Annotated in this window: 12 protein-coding genes and 3 pseudogenes; 5 read left to right on the top strand and 10 right to left on the bottom strand. The window is 68.9% G+C overall.

Annotated elements, in window-relative coordinates; translation table 11 throughout:
• Nucleotides 1–213: 213 nt before the first annotated feature.
• Both ACFY2B_RS41820 and ACFY2B_RS41815 read right to left on the bottom strand, forming a co-directional pair.
• Nucleotides 214–540 carry a transposase gene (locus ACFY2B_RS41820; RefSeq protein ID WP_390768301.1) on the bottom strand — a complete coding sequence of 109 codons (327 nt, stop codon included), beginning with the start codon at nucleotides 538–540 and terminating at the stop codon, nucleotides 214–216.
• Between the two features lie 186 nt (nucleotides 541–726).
• Nucleotides 727–879: a hypothetical protein gene (locus ACFY2B_RS41815; protein ID WP_390768300.1), complete on the bottom strand. Its 153-nt coding sequence runs from the start codon at nucleotides 877–879 to the stop codon at nucleotides 727–729.
• Nucleotides 880–1,363: 484 nt separating this feature from the next.
• Here ACFY2B_RS41815 and ACFY2B_RS41810 point away from each other — a divergent pair, with 484 nt between their 5' ends.
• The 3 genes from ACFY2B_RS41810 (at nucleotide 1,364) to ACFY2B_RS41800 (ending at nucleotide 7,296) form a co-directional block, all read left to right on the top strand.
• Nucleotides 1,364–1,672 carry a group II intron maturase-specific domain-containing protein gene (locus ACFY2B_RS41810; protein ID WP_390768299.1) on the top strand — a complete coding sequence of 103 codons (309 nt, stop codon included), beginning with the start codon at nucleotides 1,364–1,366 and terminating at the stop codon, nucleotides 1,670–1,672.
• A gap of 342 nt (nucleotides 1,673–2,014) precedes the next feature.
• A complete protein-coding gene (locus ACFY2B_RS41805) occupies nucleotides 2,015–4,498 on the top strand; it encodes a SpoIIE family protein phosphatase (protein WP_390768298.1) in 2,484 nt (827 codons plus the stop codon).
• A gap of 1,175 nt (nucleotides 4,499–5,673) precedes the next feature.
• Complete coding sequence (locus ACFY2B_RS41800; RefSeq protein ID WP_390768297.1) at nucleotides 5,674–7,296, top strand: phytoene desaturase family protein; 1,623 nt, start codon at nucleotides 5,674–5,676, stop codon at nucleotides 7,294–7,296.
• Nucleotides 7,297–7,477: 181 nt separating this feature from the next.
• Here the strand turns inward: ACFY2B_RS41800 and ACFY2B_RS41795 are convergent, their stop codons facing one another.
• The 6 genes and pseudogenes from ACFY2B_RS41795 to ACFY2B_RS41770 form a co-directional block, all read right to left on the bottom strand.
• Nucleotides 7,478–7,861: a transposase family protein gene (locus tag ACFY2B_RS41795; RefSeq protein WP_390768305.1), complete on the bottom strand. Its 384-nt coding sequence runs from the start codon at nucleotides 7,859–7,861 to the stop codon at nucleotides 7,478–7,480.
• Nucleotides 7,785–8,210, bottom strand: a pseudogene (locus ACFY2B_RS41790) (hypothetical protein); the annotation flags it as partial. The pseudogene ACFY2B_RS41790 and the gene ACFY2B_RS41795, both read right to left, overlap by 77 nt.
• Before the next feature lie 9 nt (nucleotides 8,211–8,219).
• A pseudogene (locus tag ACFY2B_RS41785) lies at nucleotides 8,220–8,402 on the bottom strand (transposase); the annotation flags it as partial.
• Nucleotides 8,403–8,592: 190 nt separating this feature from the next.
• Entirely contained in the window at nucleotides 8,593–9,621 is a 1,029-nt protein-coding gene (locus tag ACFY2B_RS41780; protein WP_390768296.1) for an alpha/beta hydrolase family protein, read from the bottom strand.
• Between the two features lie 111 nt (nucleotides 9,622–9,732).
• Nucleotides 9,733–10,143: a hypothetical protein gene (locus ACFY2B_RS41775; RefSeq protein ID WP_390768295.1), complete on the bottom strand. Its 411-nt coding sequence runs from the start codon at nucleotides 10,141–10,143 to the stop codon at nucleotides 9,733–9,735.
• A 144-nt stretch (nucleotides 10,144–10,287) separates the two neighbouring features.
• Entirely contained in the window at nucleotides 10,288–10,458 is a 171-nt protein-coding gene (locus ACFY2B_RS41770) for a hypothetical protein (RefSeq protein WP_390768294.1), read from the bottom strand.
• 108 nt (nucleotides 10,459–10,566) lie between these two features.
• Here ACFY2B_RS41770 and ACFY2B_RS41765 point away from each other — a divergent pair.
• Nucleotides 10,567–10,839, top strand: a pseudogene (locus tag ACFY2B_RS41765) (IS3 family transposase); the annotation flags it as partial.
• A 224-nt stretch (nucleotides 10,840–11,063) separates the two neighbouring features.
• On the opposite strand, the gene ACFY2B_RS41760 reads toward ACFY2B_RS41765, so the two are convergent.
• Nucleotides 11,064–11,894: an alpha/beta fold hydrolase gene (locus tag ACFY2B_RS41760; protein ID WP_390768304.1), complete on the bottom strand. Its 831-nt coding sequence runs from the start codon at nucleotides 11,892–11,894 to the stop codon at nucleotides 11,064–11,066.
• Nucleotides 11,895–11,951: 57 nt separating this feature from the next.
• Between ACFY2B_RS41760 and ACFY2B_RS41755 the strand changes: the two genes are divergently transcribed.
• Entirely contained in the window at nucleotides 11,952–12,425 is a 474-nt protein-coding gene (locus tag ACFY2B_RS41755; RefSeq protein WP_390768293.1) for a MarR family winged helix-turn-helix transcriptional regulator, read from the top strand.
• A gap of 246 nt (nucleotides 12,426–12,671) precedes the next feature.
• On the opposite strand, the gene ACFY2B_RS41750 is transcribed toward ACFY2B_RS41755, so the two are convergent.
• Nucleotides 12,672–13,559 carry a helix-turn-helix transcriptional regulator gene (locus tag ACFY2B_RS41750; RefSeq protein ID WP_390768292.1) on the bottom strand — a complete coding sequence of 296 codons (888 nt, stop codon included), beginning with the start codon at nucleotides 13,557–13,559 and terminating at the stop codon, nucleotides 12,672–12,674.
• Nucleotides 13,560–13,738 lie beyond the last annotated feature (179 nt).

Genomic DNA, 13,738 nt, shown 5'->3' with positions numbered 1-13,738 from the left:
TCTTCCGGGCTCCGTAGACACGGTAGTTGGACGTGTAAACGTCGTGGATCCGCTCCTTGAGTTCCTCGTCGCGCACGGAACGGGCGGAGGGCGTTCCGAGACGTTTCTTGTGGGCGTAGTACGTGGAAGGGGCGATCTTGCAGTCGTGCCCGGTGAGAGTCCTGCAGATCGGCTCGACCCCGCCGAAGCGGTCCCGGTGCTCGTCGATGAACGCTACGAGCGCGTGTGTGGCCGGTCGAGCTCGGCCGCGAAGAAACTCGCCGCGGCCTTCAGAATCTCGTTCGCTCGCTTCAGCTCGGCGTTCTCCTTCTTCAGGGCCTTGAGCTGGGCGGACTCCTCCGTCGTCGTCCCCGGACGCTGCCCCGCGTCGATCTCTTGCTGCTTCAGCCAGTTCCGCAGAGTCTCGCGGGAGCCGATGCCGAGCTTGTCTGCGACCGCCTGCAAGGCGGCCGTCTCGTTCGGGTGGTCGTCGCGCACTTCGGTGACCATGCGCACCGCGCGACGGCGCAGCTCAAGCGGGTAACGGGAGGGTCGTGCCATGACTCAATCCTTTCACGGAATCGAGTCTCTACCTGACACGGGGCGGTTCAGACCGTCGAGTGTGGTGAGCATTTCCGTGAACGACCTGGTCAGGTCGGCGGCGTATGCCAGTTCCGGGCAGCGGTCGAGCACGGCCTTGCGGTGCAGTTTCTCCTCTTCGGTCAGGGTGGCCGGGTGCCGGGTGAGCTAGCCGGTCACCTGCCGTACCGACGGCGGTGGCGGAGCCGGTGTGAAGCCTTCCCGCCGGGGCAGGTCTCGCCGGATCCAGTCGCAGACGATGGTGTAGTGGCCGCGGAAGCCTCGGGCGGTGATCTCCCGGTAGAGGTCGAGGACGGTCACTTTCCCGCCGGTCTGGGCCCAGCGTGCGGCCAGGCAGGGCTTGAACGGGTCGAGCCGCGGGAAAGCGCAGGTAGGAACCGTGGACCTGAGCAGACCAGTCCCCGCAGGCCGGGCAACAGGCGTTGCTCGCGGCGCACCGCGCCTCGATGCGGATCACCTCACCTTCCGTCTCGACATACGTGATCACGACGTTCGTGTTCAACGGGAACAACAGCTCTTGCACCGGAGACGGGTCTTCGTTCACGGCGACCGAATGTCGAGCACATCAGCCATACGAGGAGCGAAATCAAGGCGACTTCCGAACCCCCGCCGCAAAGATCAACAACTACAACGAGTAGCCGGCCCACACAACTTGGGCCAGACCCCAACGAACCCCGTTCAAGACACTACGTCTACCTCTACCCCTCCAAGAAGGCTCTCCAGGCCGTCAAGGAGAAGGTCAAGAGGTTGTGCCGACAGGACACGAACCTGTCGCTGGGCAGTCGTGCTGCACCATCTCAACCCGGTGCCGCGCGGCTGGACGGCGTACTTCCGGCACGGGGTGTCGTCCGCGACCTTCCAGTACCTGTCTGCCTTCACCTGGCGGCAGGTCTTCGGGTGGCTGCGGCGCAAGCACCGCCGGTCCAACTGGAAGAGTCTGCGCCGCCGCTATAGCGCGGGCCGATGGTGGCCCGCCGACGACGAGGTGACCTTGTTCAAGTGCGCGAAGGTGCGGACCCACCGCTACCTCTACCGCGGTAACAAGATCCCCTCGCCTTGGCCCAATGGGACCACGACGGCAGCGGCCGCCTGAGAGGGCTTGTGGAGAGCCGGATGCCTGGAGATCGGGTACGTCCGGTTCGGGAGGCGGGCCGGGAAAACCCACCGACGGCAACGTCGGCAGGGCGTCCCGGCCCGACCTCACCAGCTCGCCGAGTCGGCCAAGGAGCTGTACCACAGGCAGGTGGTCTCGGCCAGGCGCACGGCGCCGGTGACAGCAGAGCCACGCCAGAACGGACCGGCCAGCTCGTTCGGATCCGAATGTGATTAGCGCCACATGAAATATACCTCTAAACCGGGTATTTTCGAACGATGTTCTCTGAGCGTGTGCTGCCGGCCGATTGGCTCGACCACATGGTCGGCGGATGCGATCCCGATGGTCCGGAACACACCTCGGGGGCGGGCAGTGGACAGGTCTGAGTGCGTGGTGTCCGCCGCAGCGCGACGGTCCTCTGATTTGGTCGGCGCGCCGATCGCGATGATCGACGTGGAAGGGACGGTGGTCGGGTGGTCGCGGGCCGGCCAGCGGCTGGTCGGTTACTCGCCCGCGGAGGTGGTGAGCCGTCCCGCCGGGGTCATGCTGGCGTCTGCCGAAGACTGGGCGGAGGCGTCCGCCTTCGCGGAGCGGTGCCGTGTCCGGGGTGGCTGGTCCGGCCTTGCGGCGCTGCGCCACCGCGACGGCCGCAGGCTCGAGGTGAGCCTGCGGGTCTCCCCGTTGTCGGGGCTGGACGGCGGCGCCCATTGGCTCGTCTCGGTCACCGACTTGGCCACGGTCTCCTCGTCGGCGGTGAACGGATTGAGGCCGTCGTCGCTTCTGACCCGCGCGCCGGTCGGGATCACGGTCCGTGACGTGGAGCTGCGCTGCACCTGGGTGAACGATCTCGCAGAGCGCCGGGACGGCATCCTTCCCGAGGTGCGGCTGGGCCGGCGGCTGACGGAGGTGGTGGCCGGCTTCGAGGCCGAAGCACTCGAGGCCGCGATGCGGCAGGTGCTTGCGGACGGTACCCCGGTGGTTGACCTTGAGTACCCGGCGTGGAATGCGCGCCGGAAACACGCGTTCAGGGTCTCCTACTTCCGCCTCGAGGACGCGGAGGGCCACGCATTGGCCGTGTGTGGCATGTGCGTGGACGTCACCGACAGGGAGCAGGCGCGTGAGCGCCTGGCGATCCTCAGTGAGGCCAACACGCGGATCGGCAGCACCCTGGACGTCATGCGGACCGGGCAGGAGCTGGCCGACCTCGCGGTGCCGCTCCTGGCCGACTTCGTCACTGTCGACCTGGCGGAGTCGGTCCCGCTCGGCGAGGAGCCGCTGGCCCGGCTGGGGCCGATGGGGCAAAACATCCCGGTCTTCCGCCGCGCGGGCCTGGCATCGATCCACCCCGGAATCCCGGAGTCCCTGTGGGCACGGGGCGAGGCGGTCTTCGTCCCACCGACCTCGCCCTACACCCGCATCCTGTCCGACGGGAAGCCCTACCTGGAACCGGTCATAGACACCTCCCCCGGCACCTGGTTCGACCAGGACCCGGCACGGGTCGAGAAACACCACGAGTACGGACTTCACACCTGGATGTTTGTGCCGATCCACGCGCGCGGCAACGTGCTGGGCGTGGCAGTCTTCATGCGTTCGGAGAATCCGGTGCCGTTCGAGGAGGACGACCTGCTGCTGGCCGAGGAACTTGTCTCCCGGGCCGCGCTGTCTCTGGACAACGCCAACCAGTACACGCGCGAACGCACCGCGGCCCTGGCCCTCCAGCGCAACCTGCTCCCGCAGCGCCTGACGGGCGGGTACGCGGTCGAGGTGGCCTCGCGCTACCTGCCGGCCGACAACCACCGCGGCGTCGGGGGTGACTGGTTCGACGTGATTCCGCTGTCCGGGGCCCGGGTGGCCCTGGTCGTCGGCGACGTGGTCGGGCACGGCATCAACGCCGCGGCGACCATGGGCCGGCTCCGCGCCGCCGTGCACACCCTCGCCAACATGGACCTGGCTCCCGACGAATTGCTGGCCCACCTCGACGACCTGGCCATCCGCCTCACCGAGGAGGACACCGATGCCACGGGCCCGGCCACCGCCGTGGTGGGGGCCACCTGCCTGTACGCCGTCTACGACCCGGTCACCCGGCGCTGCACGATGGCACGGGCCGGTCACCCCCCGCCCGCGGTCATCGACCCGCACGGCCACGTCACCTTCCCCGACCTTCCCACCGGAACCCCACTCGGGCTCGGACTGACCCCCTTTCCCTTCGAGTCCGTCGAACTGGAACTTGCCGAGGGCAGCACGCTCGCCTTCTACACCGACGGCCTGGTCGAAACCCACGATCAGGACATCGACACCGGGATGCACCGCCTGGCCACCGCCCTGGCCCACCCCCGCCTCCCGCTGGAAGACCTCGGCTCGGCCGTGCTCGACACGCTGCCGACCGGAGCAACGTACGACGACGTCACGCTGCTCCTCGCCCGCACCCGCGCCCTCAGCCCGAAACAGGTGGTCTCCTGGGACCTGCCCACCGACCCGGCCGTCGTCAGCAAGGCCCGGTCCTTGACCCTCGGCCAACTCACCAAGTGGGGACTGCCCAATCTGGCGACAACCACCGAGCTGATCGTCAGCGAACTGGTCACCAACGCCATCCGCCACGGCACCGGCCCGATCCGCCTGCGCCTGATCCGGCACCAGGTCCTCACCTGCGAAGTCTCCGACACCAGCAACAGCCTCACCCGCCTGCGCCACGCCAGGACCACCGACGAGGGCGGCCGCGGCCTCTTCCTCGTCGCCCAGCTCTCCCACCGGCGGGGCACCCGCTACACACCGGACGGGAAAACGGTGTGGGCCGAACAGGAACTGACACCCGCGGTACAGCAGTGAGCAATGTACATCGCGAAACTTGCAGGTCAGGCGGGCTGGTGCGCGGGTTTCGGGGTGCTCGGGCTGGTGAAGCTTCCCCGTGATCGTGGACACACCGCCCGCCTGCCACTGTCGAGTACCACCCTGAACTGGCTCGCCGAGCTGGTGCGCGGCCACTTCAAGAAGATCGGCTCAGGTGGCGGGCCCTGCCCGCAGGGAAGATCGCCGGCATCGTGCTGGCGGTGCTGCGCTGTGACCAGCGGCCCGGCGATCTGGCCAGCGGTACAGGGTGCGGGAGGTCGTGGGTCTGCTGGCCGACCGCGCCCCGCGCCTGGACCGGGCCCTGAAGAAGATCGCCCGAGGGGGCGGGAGGTGCTGCTGGACGCCTCTTTGACACGCACCCGGCGGCGCACCGGGGCCGCGACCCGGAAGAACTCTCGGGCAAGCAGAGATGCCATTTCCTGCTCGTGATCGCGCTCACCGACGACAAGGGCCGACTGCTCTGGGGCTGCGCGGTCAGACCCGGGAGGACCTCGGAGATCACCGCCTGCCGTCACCACAATCTCACGCAGAAGTTGCGGGTGGCCGGGTTCGGCGCGATCGCCGACCTGGGATTCGTCGGGCTCGACGACAGTGATCCCGACGCCGGCCCGGCGGTTATCAATCCCCTCGACGTGTGGAGATCTTCTAAGCGGCCAGCTCCAGGGCGGAGTTGGCCCGGTGGTTGTGTTCGTAGTCGATCGGACTGCGGTACCCGCACACGCTGTGTGGTCGGCGGGTGTTGCAGAAGCCGGTGATCCACGTGGCAACCTTCAGCCGGGCCTCGGCTGCGTTGCCGCAGCCGGGTCGGCAGTCGGGCTGGTTGGGGGCCGTGGTGTCGGGTCCGGGGTCGCAGAGCGCGTTGTCGCGCTTACCGCTTCTGCCTGAGTCGTCGCGGGGCGGAAGCGGCTGGAGGACCAGCCGGTCCTCAACAGGATCGTGTGGAAGTTCCGGACCCGGACCGTTTGGCGGGACGTGCCCGAGCGGCGTGGGCCACAGGCGACACTGCACGCGCTTGCGCCGCTGGGCTCTGAGCGGAGGCGAGGCGAGGCAACGCCGCGGCCCGACTAGGGCGGAGACGGTACGTGTGGGCACCGCACCGTAATCGGCCATAAGGTGCTATGGGCATCCAAAACGCCACGGGAAGAGGTGGACAAATGGATGACGTGGATGCTGTGGTCGTCGGCTCGGGCATCAACGGTCTGGTCGCCTCGGCCGAGCTGGCCCTGGCCGGGTGGTCCGTGGTCCTGGTGGAGCAGGCGGAGCGCATCGGTGGATTCATCGCGGCCGAGGAGCGCACGTTGTCCGGCTACGTGCACGACACCTATTCCTCGTGGCACCCGCTGTTCGTCTCCGGCGCCGCCTTCGCACGCCTCGGCCCGCTGCTGCGCGCGCACGGACTGAGCTACCGCAACACCGAGGAGTGGATCACGGCGAGCGTGGCCGACGACGGTCGGGTCACCCTGGCGCACCGGGATCCGGAACGTACGGCGGCGGGCTTCGCGCAGGAGACCGATGGGTCGGCGTATCTCGCCGAGTTGGGGCGGATCGGCGACAACATGGCGGCGATCGGCGGGCTGATGGGCAGCGAGCCGCGCTCGGCGGCATCCGTGCGCCACGCGGTCGGCCTGTTCCGCACCGGCGGGCGCTCCGGCATCGAGCAATGGCTGCGTTCGCTGGCCACCAGTGGTCGCGCCTACGCTCGCACCCGGTTCTCCGGGCACGAGGTGGACCATCTGTTCTCCCCGTGGCTGCTGCACGCCGGGCTGGCGCCGGACCACGCGTCGGGCGCGCTGATGATGCCTCTGCTCGCCGCCACCCTGCACAGGTTCGGCGTGCCGGTGGTGGCCGGAGGTTCCGGCCGGTTCCTCGACGCGTTCCGGTCGCTGCTCGACTCACTCGGCGTACGCGTGGAAACCGGCACACCTGTCGATACCGTCCTCATCGAGGACGGCCGCGCCGCAGGCGTGGTGACTGGCCGGGGGGTCGTACGGGCGCGCCGGGCCGTACTCGCCTCGGTGACCCCCACCGCGCTGTACGGCAGTCTCCTTCCGGAGTCCGCGGTGGCTCCCGCCGTACGTGACGCCGCCGCGCGTTTCCGCTACGGCCGGGGCGCGATGCAGATCCATGTCGCGCTGTCCGAGCCGATCGGCTGGCGGGACGAGCGTCTGGGCGAGGTTCCGCTCCTCCATCTGACCGACGGCTCAGCCGACACCGGCATCGCGTGCGCGGAAGCGGAGGCAGGGCTGCTGCCCAGGCGGCCCACGGTGGTCGTCGGGCAGCAGTACCTGCTGGACCCGACCCGCGTCCCTGTGGGCGCCGCCGCGCTCTGGCTGCAGCTCCAGGAGGTTCCATTCGCGCCCGTGGGCGACGCGGCCGGCGAACTGGACACCGCCGAGGGCTGGACCTCGACGGCTCTGGCCCAGGGGTACGCCGACCGGATCATGGCCCGGATCGCCCTGCACGCACCTGATGTGCACGACAAGGTTCTCGCCGTCGACGTGATCACGCCTGTGCAGCTCGCCGAGTACAACCCGAACGCGGTCAACGGCGACCCCTACGGGGGTGCCGCCGAGCTGGATCAGGACTTCTGGTGGCGTCCGACGCCCACGCCCGGACGGCACGCGACCCCGATCGACAGCTTGTGGCACATCGGCGCCTCCACCCATCCAGGCGCGGGCCTGGGCGGCAGCTCGGGCCACATCACCGCCACCACGTTGACCACCCGCCCACGACTGGCGTGCGTCCGCCAGTTGCTCGACAGACGCACAGGCACGTAGTGGGTCGACAGCCCGCCAACGACGAACCGGGGCGTCCTACTGAAGCGCTGTACCACCCCTGACACAGCCAAAAATCATTGAGGGCATTTCATCTTAAAGTTGCTGGTGGTGGGGCTGGTGTGGGGTTTGGCTGCGATGCTCGTGCCGGTCGGAGGCGTGATCGGTAGGAGGTGATCGTCTGTCAGCGGTGGACCTCGGCGTTCGTCAGTACGAGGAGCGCCCGCAGCAGCGTGGTCGCGTGTCGGGCATTCATGCGGACCTTGGTGAGGATCCGCCAGTTTTTCAGGTCGGCGAAGCCATGCTCGTTCGCCGCTCGCTCGCGGCTGACCAACCGGTTCGCCTCCTTCTGGGCTACGGTAAGCGGATGGCCGCGGGCCGCCCCGCTGGCCGGTGACGATGACCGGGTTGCCGGGGTCGTCGCCCAGGCCGACGAAGCCGAGATCAGCCAGGGCACCCAGGCCGGCCTCCCGCAGGTGACCAGTGATCTTGTTGTTGCGGGCGGTGGTGATCTCGCTGGAGCGTCCCGGTTTCGCGGCCGAGATCCATACCAGGCTGCCGCACTCATCGGTCAAAGCGAGGAACAGCCGGCCATGGGCCTTGTGCTTGCCCGAATAGTTCGGCCAGTTCTCGTCCCCGGTGCGTCGGCGGGTGCGGATGAGGGTGCCGTCGAGCAGCACGACGACGCCACCCTTGCGGGCGATTTTCTTCAGTGCGCGGCCCAGGCGCGGGGCGCGGTGTCCACTCCGGTCGTCCCTCCGGCCCGGGCGGGCCTCACGTCCCCTCCTGAGCCCAACGACAAGAACCACGATGATGATCAGCAGGACCAGCACAGCCGAACCGAGCGTGACGGTAGCCGACTTGGTGGTCGCGTAAATGGTGCCCAGACCTCCGAGAACAGAGTTGATGAGCAACACCAGGCCCGCGGGACCTGTCCCCGAGGGGTGGAACAGCCGCCAGTCGACGGCCGCCGAGGCGTTGTGGGAGGCCAGGTGCACCGACACCCCGGCCTGGCAGCCGGTGACCTTGCCCGCGGTGCCGGTGTACTGCCTGACCACACACGCCGACGCGGCCCCGTCCTTGAGGAAGCCGGTGTCATCGACGATCAGCGTGGTCGGCTTGATCACCTGCTGCATCCGCCACGCGAGGCGGGCGCGCCCGCGCGAACGGCTCGAACATCTCCGCCGCGAAGTCCTCCAGATCACACCGGACCGCGGCCAACTCCCCACCTATCACGCCCGGCTCAACGGCCTGCCCAAGCAGACAGACACACCACCAGCGAGTGAACCTGACCAAGCCCTACCGGTGCTTGGTCACCGGTTCGACCACCCGGGTCGTTGAGGCGACCCCGGGCAATGCCTTCATTCCGGTGAGCAGTTCTGTACCGGCGGCGTCGCCCTTGAGATGCACCTCGAAGAATGCGGTGGCGTACGCGGTCAGCGCATTCTGCTGGGCTCTGGGGGTCAGCGCTCGGTCAGGGCAGGTACTGTCGTCCTCGCCCAGGGAAGCGGGCGGGGTCCACTGAGTGTTGAAGAAGTTGTGGTTCGCGTCGCGCAGCGAGACCGAGTACGCCGGCTGCGCGGTGCGTCCCTGGGCGTCGTCAAGGTACTTCTGCCCCGCCTCCCCAACGGCGCCGTCACAGCCAGAGGTCACCACGGCGACGGGGGTCCGCGTGACCAGTGTGTCGCTGTTGTCTCCGTCCGGATCGTCGAATTTCACCGGCGCCAGCGACAAAACGGCGCCGACGCGGACCCCGGCCGGCACTTCTCCCCTGTGCTTGTCCGACGCCTGCCACATCACGGCCTTGCCGCCCCGGGAGTGCCCGACCGTTCCGACGCGCTGCATGTCCACGTGCCCGCGGAGCGCGGGGAGCCGCTTGGCGAGAGCCCCACGGCCGTCGGCGAGCTGCCGCCACAAGAGCAGGTGTTCGTTGATCAGCCGTGCGCGGTCTCCGTAGTCGAACGACGTCATGTTGATGCCGTTCACGCTGAGCGAGACGACGACGAAACCACGCTCGGCGAGGCTCTCGGCCAGGTAGTTGTAGCCCTGGTAGCTCGGATAGGACGTGCCCTTGTCGCAGGGCCAGGCCCCGGCGTCCCGATGCGTACAGGGGTACCAGGAACCGTGGGAGACCACCACCAGTGGCAGCCGTCCGCTTACGCGCGCCGGATAGTGCACCACCGCGCGTACTTCACTGACCGTGCCCGTTTCGGGGTCGGTGAACGCGGTGTCCCCCAGATCGTAGTCGGCGTTCACGGTCCGCTGCTCGGCAGCCTGGCCGGCGGGCGCGAGGCTGCCGACGCCCCTCGGACCAGCCGCGCCACTCATGGGTTTTGCCCCATTCACGCCAGTCAGGGCTATTCCGAGCAGCAGGGAGGCGACCAGGGCCGCAGGCGTCAGTGGTCGTTGCTTCATCATCGCTCTCCTGTCTCAAGCGGGTCAGCTGTTTCTTCGCCGCACCATTGAGACGACGCAAGCGCCCTGCCGGTTGGGACCGAAATCATGAGGGCCACGACGCTGAACGCGGCTCCACGGCGCGTTGGCCGGCCCGATGCAACGGCGAGTGCGTACGAGGGTGCCGTCCAGCAGTACTACGACCCGGCCGCTGCGGGCGGTCTTCTTCAGCGCCCGGTCCAGTTGCGGGGCACGGGCGGACAGCGGTGGGAGGACTTCCAGCGCCCAGCGGCGCACGATGGAGGCGGAGACGTGGCTGCCGCCGGCCATGTCGGCCAGGCGCTGGTCGTGACGGAGCACGGCGAGCACGATCACCGCCTGGGCGCCCGGGGCGGGCTTGCGCCACCGGGTGCCCAACTGGTTGCGTGCGTCGGCGGCGTATCGGGCCGGCGACAAGATCGATGGTCCGCTTCGAGAGCGGGAGGCGGACTAGATAGGCAACATCCTGACCGCCTTCGGCGGGCTGGTTTTTCGTCACAGATTCACCGACTCCCGCCAGGGGCCGTCTTGTTACGGCCGCTCGGCCACTGCCCTGACCGGTCAGCACGTCAGATTGCGTCCCGCGCCGGTCCGCGAGATCCAGGCCCGGTCGGCGAGTCTGCGCAGTTGCCCGCGGACCGGCTCCACCTTCGCCGGTGTCGTCTCCCTGCCCAGCGCGACCGGGACGTCCTTGGCCATCACCGGACCGTCCGGACCGGCAACGATCTCCATGATCCGCCGTTGCTCCGGGGCGGGGGCCTCCACCTCCATGCCCCCGACACGGTCCGGCACCAGCCGCATCCCACCCGCGCCCGAACCAGCCACCACCACCGGCCCCGGCTCGCCGGGCGTATCAAGGCGATTCACGCCGAGAACGCCCGCGCCTACGGCAGCCCGCGCGTCACCGCCGAACGGCGCCTGGGCGACGGCATACTGGTCAACCACAAACAGGTGGAACGGGTCATGCACGAAAACGGGATCGCGGGCCTGCGACTGCGCAAGCGGGTCGTCACTACGGTCAGCGAGCCGTCCGACACTCCGGTGCCGGACCTGCTCGACCGCGACTTCACCGCGGCGGCGCCGAACCACAAGTACGTGGGCGACATCCCATACCGCAGGTTCGAACAAGGCTGATGTTTCCGGTGGCTGTTGATCCGCATGCAATTCCGGTGCAATTCCACGTGCCTGAGTGATATCCGGGGATATTGAGGCACGTTGGTGGTCGTCAACATCGCCATGCCGTCGATGCGGATGGGCTCACCCTGGCCACTGTCGCCGGCCTGCGGTGGGCCGGTTCCGAGGCATGCCTGGCGGCGAACCGCGACCTCGCACAGACCCTAATTCGAAAGAGTTTCGAGGAACCCGGCCAGAAGGGTGTTGAACTCGGTCGGCTCCTCCATGTTGGGGAAGTGTGCGGTGTTCTCCACGGACACCGCGCGGCCGTCGGGTACCGCGTGGACCAGACGGTCGGCCATCGCTATGTGGTCGCTCACGTCGAGGGCACCATTTATCGCCAGGACAGGAACGTCGATGGACGCCGCACGCCGCCAGGTCTGCGAAACCGGCACGCGATGGTCCGGGTCGCCGGCCGTGTGCTTGGAGATCGTCCGGGACGCCATCGCGCGCAGGCGGTTGGCCATGTCCGCATCGATATCACCGAGCGAGCGGTGCGGGCCTGCCGCGAAGCGCACGTGCCCGTTCAGCCAGCCCTCGATGTCGCCGGCTGCCAGCGCACTGTTCTGCTCCTCAAGGACCTCCAGGCTCCAGGGGTCCTCGAAGGATGGTTCGCTGGTCCCGACGCCGCTGACGACCACGGCACGAACCAGTTCGGGATGTTCGAGCGCAGCGTCGACCGCGGTACCCCCACCCATCGAGACCCCGACGAGCACCGCCGGCCCGGCATCGAGATGGCGCAACAGCGCTGCCAGATCGTCGGCCGGACGGAAAGGCCGGGTCGCGTTCGAGGAGGCGCCGTGTCCCCGGGCGTCCGGTGCGATGACCCGGTAGCGCGAGGCGAACGGCCGTATCTGCTCCTCCCACATGCCGTGGTCCAGGAACCCGGCATGGAGCAGCACCAGCGGCTTCCCCTTGCCGACGTCGCGATAGGCGAGGGAGCCGTCAGAGGTCGTGAACGAAAGCATCTCGGAGTGCCCGGCGAAAGCAAACATGACAACCAAGGTGTCATCAATCTCGAAAGTTGGCAACCGAAGTGTCATTCTTGAGGAATGAAAAGCACCGACACCCCTCTGCCGCCCGACGAGCTCGCCGCCCGACTGACGGAGGTGTTCGCCCTGGTGGGGCCGCTGTACCGGCGGGTGCACCGCAAGGTGGAACAGGCCGAGTCGATCGAGGGGCTGTCCGTCGGCGTGCGCGCCGTCCTGGATCTGCTGCGCCAGCACGGACCCATGACCGTCCCTCAACTGGGCCGCGCCCAGACACTCAGCCGGCAGTTCGTGCAGCGCATGGTCAACGATGCCGCCGCGCAGCACCTGGTCGAGACCGTACCCAACCCCGCCCACCAGCGGTCCTCACTGATCCGGCTGACCTCCGACGGCACGGCGGCCATCACCGCGGTGCGCACCCGCGAACACGCAGCCCTGCGGCAGGTGAGCGGCAACCTCACCGGCGCCGACGTGGATGCCTGCGTGCACGTCCTGACCCGGATGCTCGCGCTCTTCGACGAAGTCGACGTGCCCTAGCCACGTGGAGAGCGCCCGGACGAGGCGGGCTCGGTTCTGGGCGCAGCGGTTCCTTCCAGCGGTGCGGGCAGGCGTCCGTCGGCTCTCAGCGAGGCGTCCGAAAGCGCCGACCTGCTCTCAGGCTGATGCGCCTGTTCGGCATCGCCGAGCAGACCGTCCTGCGATACGTCACCGCGGCCCACCCCGAACGCGCCGCCAAGCTGCCCCGGTGAGCGCTCTGCCCGGGGACGGAACTTCTGAAGGCGCTTACCGCTTCTGCTGGGACGGCGTCGGATCGGTGTGGGCTGCGGTCATGTCCAGCAGGAGCATCGCATCGTGGTCGGGGGTGCCTGGCTGCGCGATGTAGACGCCCATGCGCTGGCCGGGGGTGCCTTCGAGGGCCATGCCCTGGAAGTTCAGGGTGATCGTGCCGACCCGGGGGTGCTGGAAGGTCTTGGTGAGGTTCTTGCGGCCGGTGACCTCGTAGCGCTCCCACAGTCCGGCGAACGCCGGGCTCTTCAGGAGCAGCTCGCCAACGAGCTGGGTGAGGTCGGGGGCATCGGGGTCGGTGCCGGCCAGGGCCCGCAGGCGGGAGACGCAACCGCGGATCTGGTTGTCCCAGTCGGGGAAGACCTCACGGGCGGCGGGGTGGAGGAAAAGGTAGCGGGCAAGGTTGCGCTGGGTGCCGGGCCAGTCGTCGATGCCGGCGTACAGGGCCAGGCCACCGGGGTTGGTGGCCAGCACGTCCAAGCTGCGGCTGACGATGTAGGCCGGGTTCGGCCGCACGGTCTCCAGCAGCAGCTTCAGGTGGGGGCGCACCGTGCGGCTGGGGGCCGGGGCAGCCTGGGGTGCGTAGCGGGCGGCGCGGACGGCCAGGTCGCGCAGATGCTGGTGTTCGGCGTCATCGAGCCGGAGAGCACGGGCCAGGGCGTCGACGACGGCCGGGCTGGGCCGGGTTTCCTTGCCGCGCTCCAGCCGGGTGTAGTAGTCGATGCTGACCCCCGCGAGGGTGGCCAGCTCCTCGCGTCGCAGGCCGGGGGTGCGGCGCACGCCCGGCCCGGGGGTCAGGCCGGCGCTCTCGGGGCTGGTCTGGGTGCGACGGGCACGCAGGAATCGGCCCAGCTCGTCTCCGCTGCGGTGCTGCTCGGCTGCCATGAGCCCCAGTCTCGCTCCGCCGGCCCCGCGACACGCCCTCAGTGGGGGGCCCTGTCACACCCCCGCTGGCTGTTCCCTGGCAGATCCCGGCCTGCCTGACCCGCGCACGGCGCGGCAGCCTGAATGGTGTTGCCCGCTGTCCTCGGCGGACAAGGGCCTCCCCCGGCGGAGTCCCGTGG

Origin of the sequence: Streptomyces sp. NPDC001270, from assembly GCF_042896695.1 — a bacterium.
Lineage (GTDB): Bacteria > Actinomycetota > Actinomycetes > Streptomycetales > Streptomycetaceae > Streptomyces.
Note: the sequence above shows the minus strand (reverse complement) of the source record. Positions and strands in the feature narration are given on the sequence as shown.

Bases quoted from the DNA above. Each gene is read 5' to 3' on its own strand.
- ACFY2B_RS41760 (WP_390768304.1), bottom strand. From the start codon at position 11,894: ATGTTTGCTTTCGCCGGGCACTCCGAGATGCTTTCGTTCACGACCTCT.
- ACFY2B_RS41780 (WP_390768296.1), bottom strand. From the start codon at position 9,621: ATGAGTGGCGCGGCTGGTCCGAGGGGCGTCGGCAGCCTCGCGCCCGCC.
- ACFY2B_RS41755 (WP_390768293.1), top strand. From the start codon at position 11,952: ATGAAAAGCACCGACACCCCTCTGCCGCCCGACGAGCTCGCCGCCCGA.
- ACFY2B_RS41750 (WP_390768292.1), bottom strand. From the start codon at position 13,559: ATGGCAGCCGAGCAGCACCGCAGCGGAGACGAGCTGGGCCGATTCCTG.
- ACFY2B_RS41795 (WP_390768305.1), bottom strand. From the start codon at position 7,861: ATGAGTGCGGCAGCCTGGTATGGATCTCGGCCGCGAAACCGGGACGCT.
- ACFY2B_RS41820 (WP_390768301.1), bottom strand. From the start codon at position 540: ATGGCACGACCCTCCCGTTACCCGCTTGAGCTGCGCCGTCGCGCGGTG.
- ACFY2B_RS41800 (WP_390768297.1), top strand. From the start codon at position 5,674: ATGGATGACGTGGATGCTGTGGTCGTCGGCTCGGGCATCAACGGTCTG.
- ACFY2B_RS41770 (WP_390768294.1), bottom strand. From the start codon at position 10,458: ATGGAGATCGTTGCCGGTCCGGACGGTCCGGTGATGGCCAAGGACGTC.
- ACFY2B_RS41805 (WP_390768298.1), top strand. From the start codon at position 2,015: ATGGTCCGGAACACACCTCGGGGGCGGGCAGTGGACAGGTCTGAGTGC.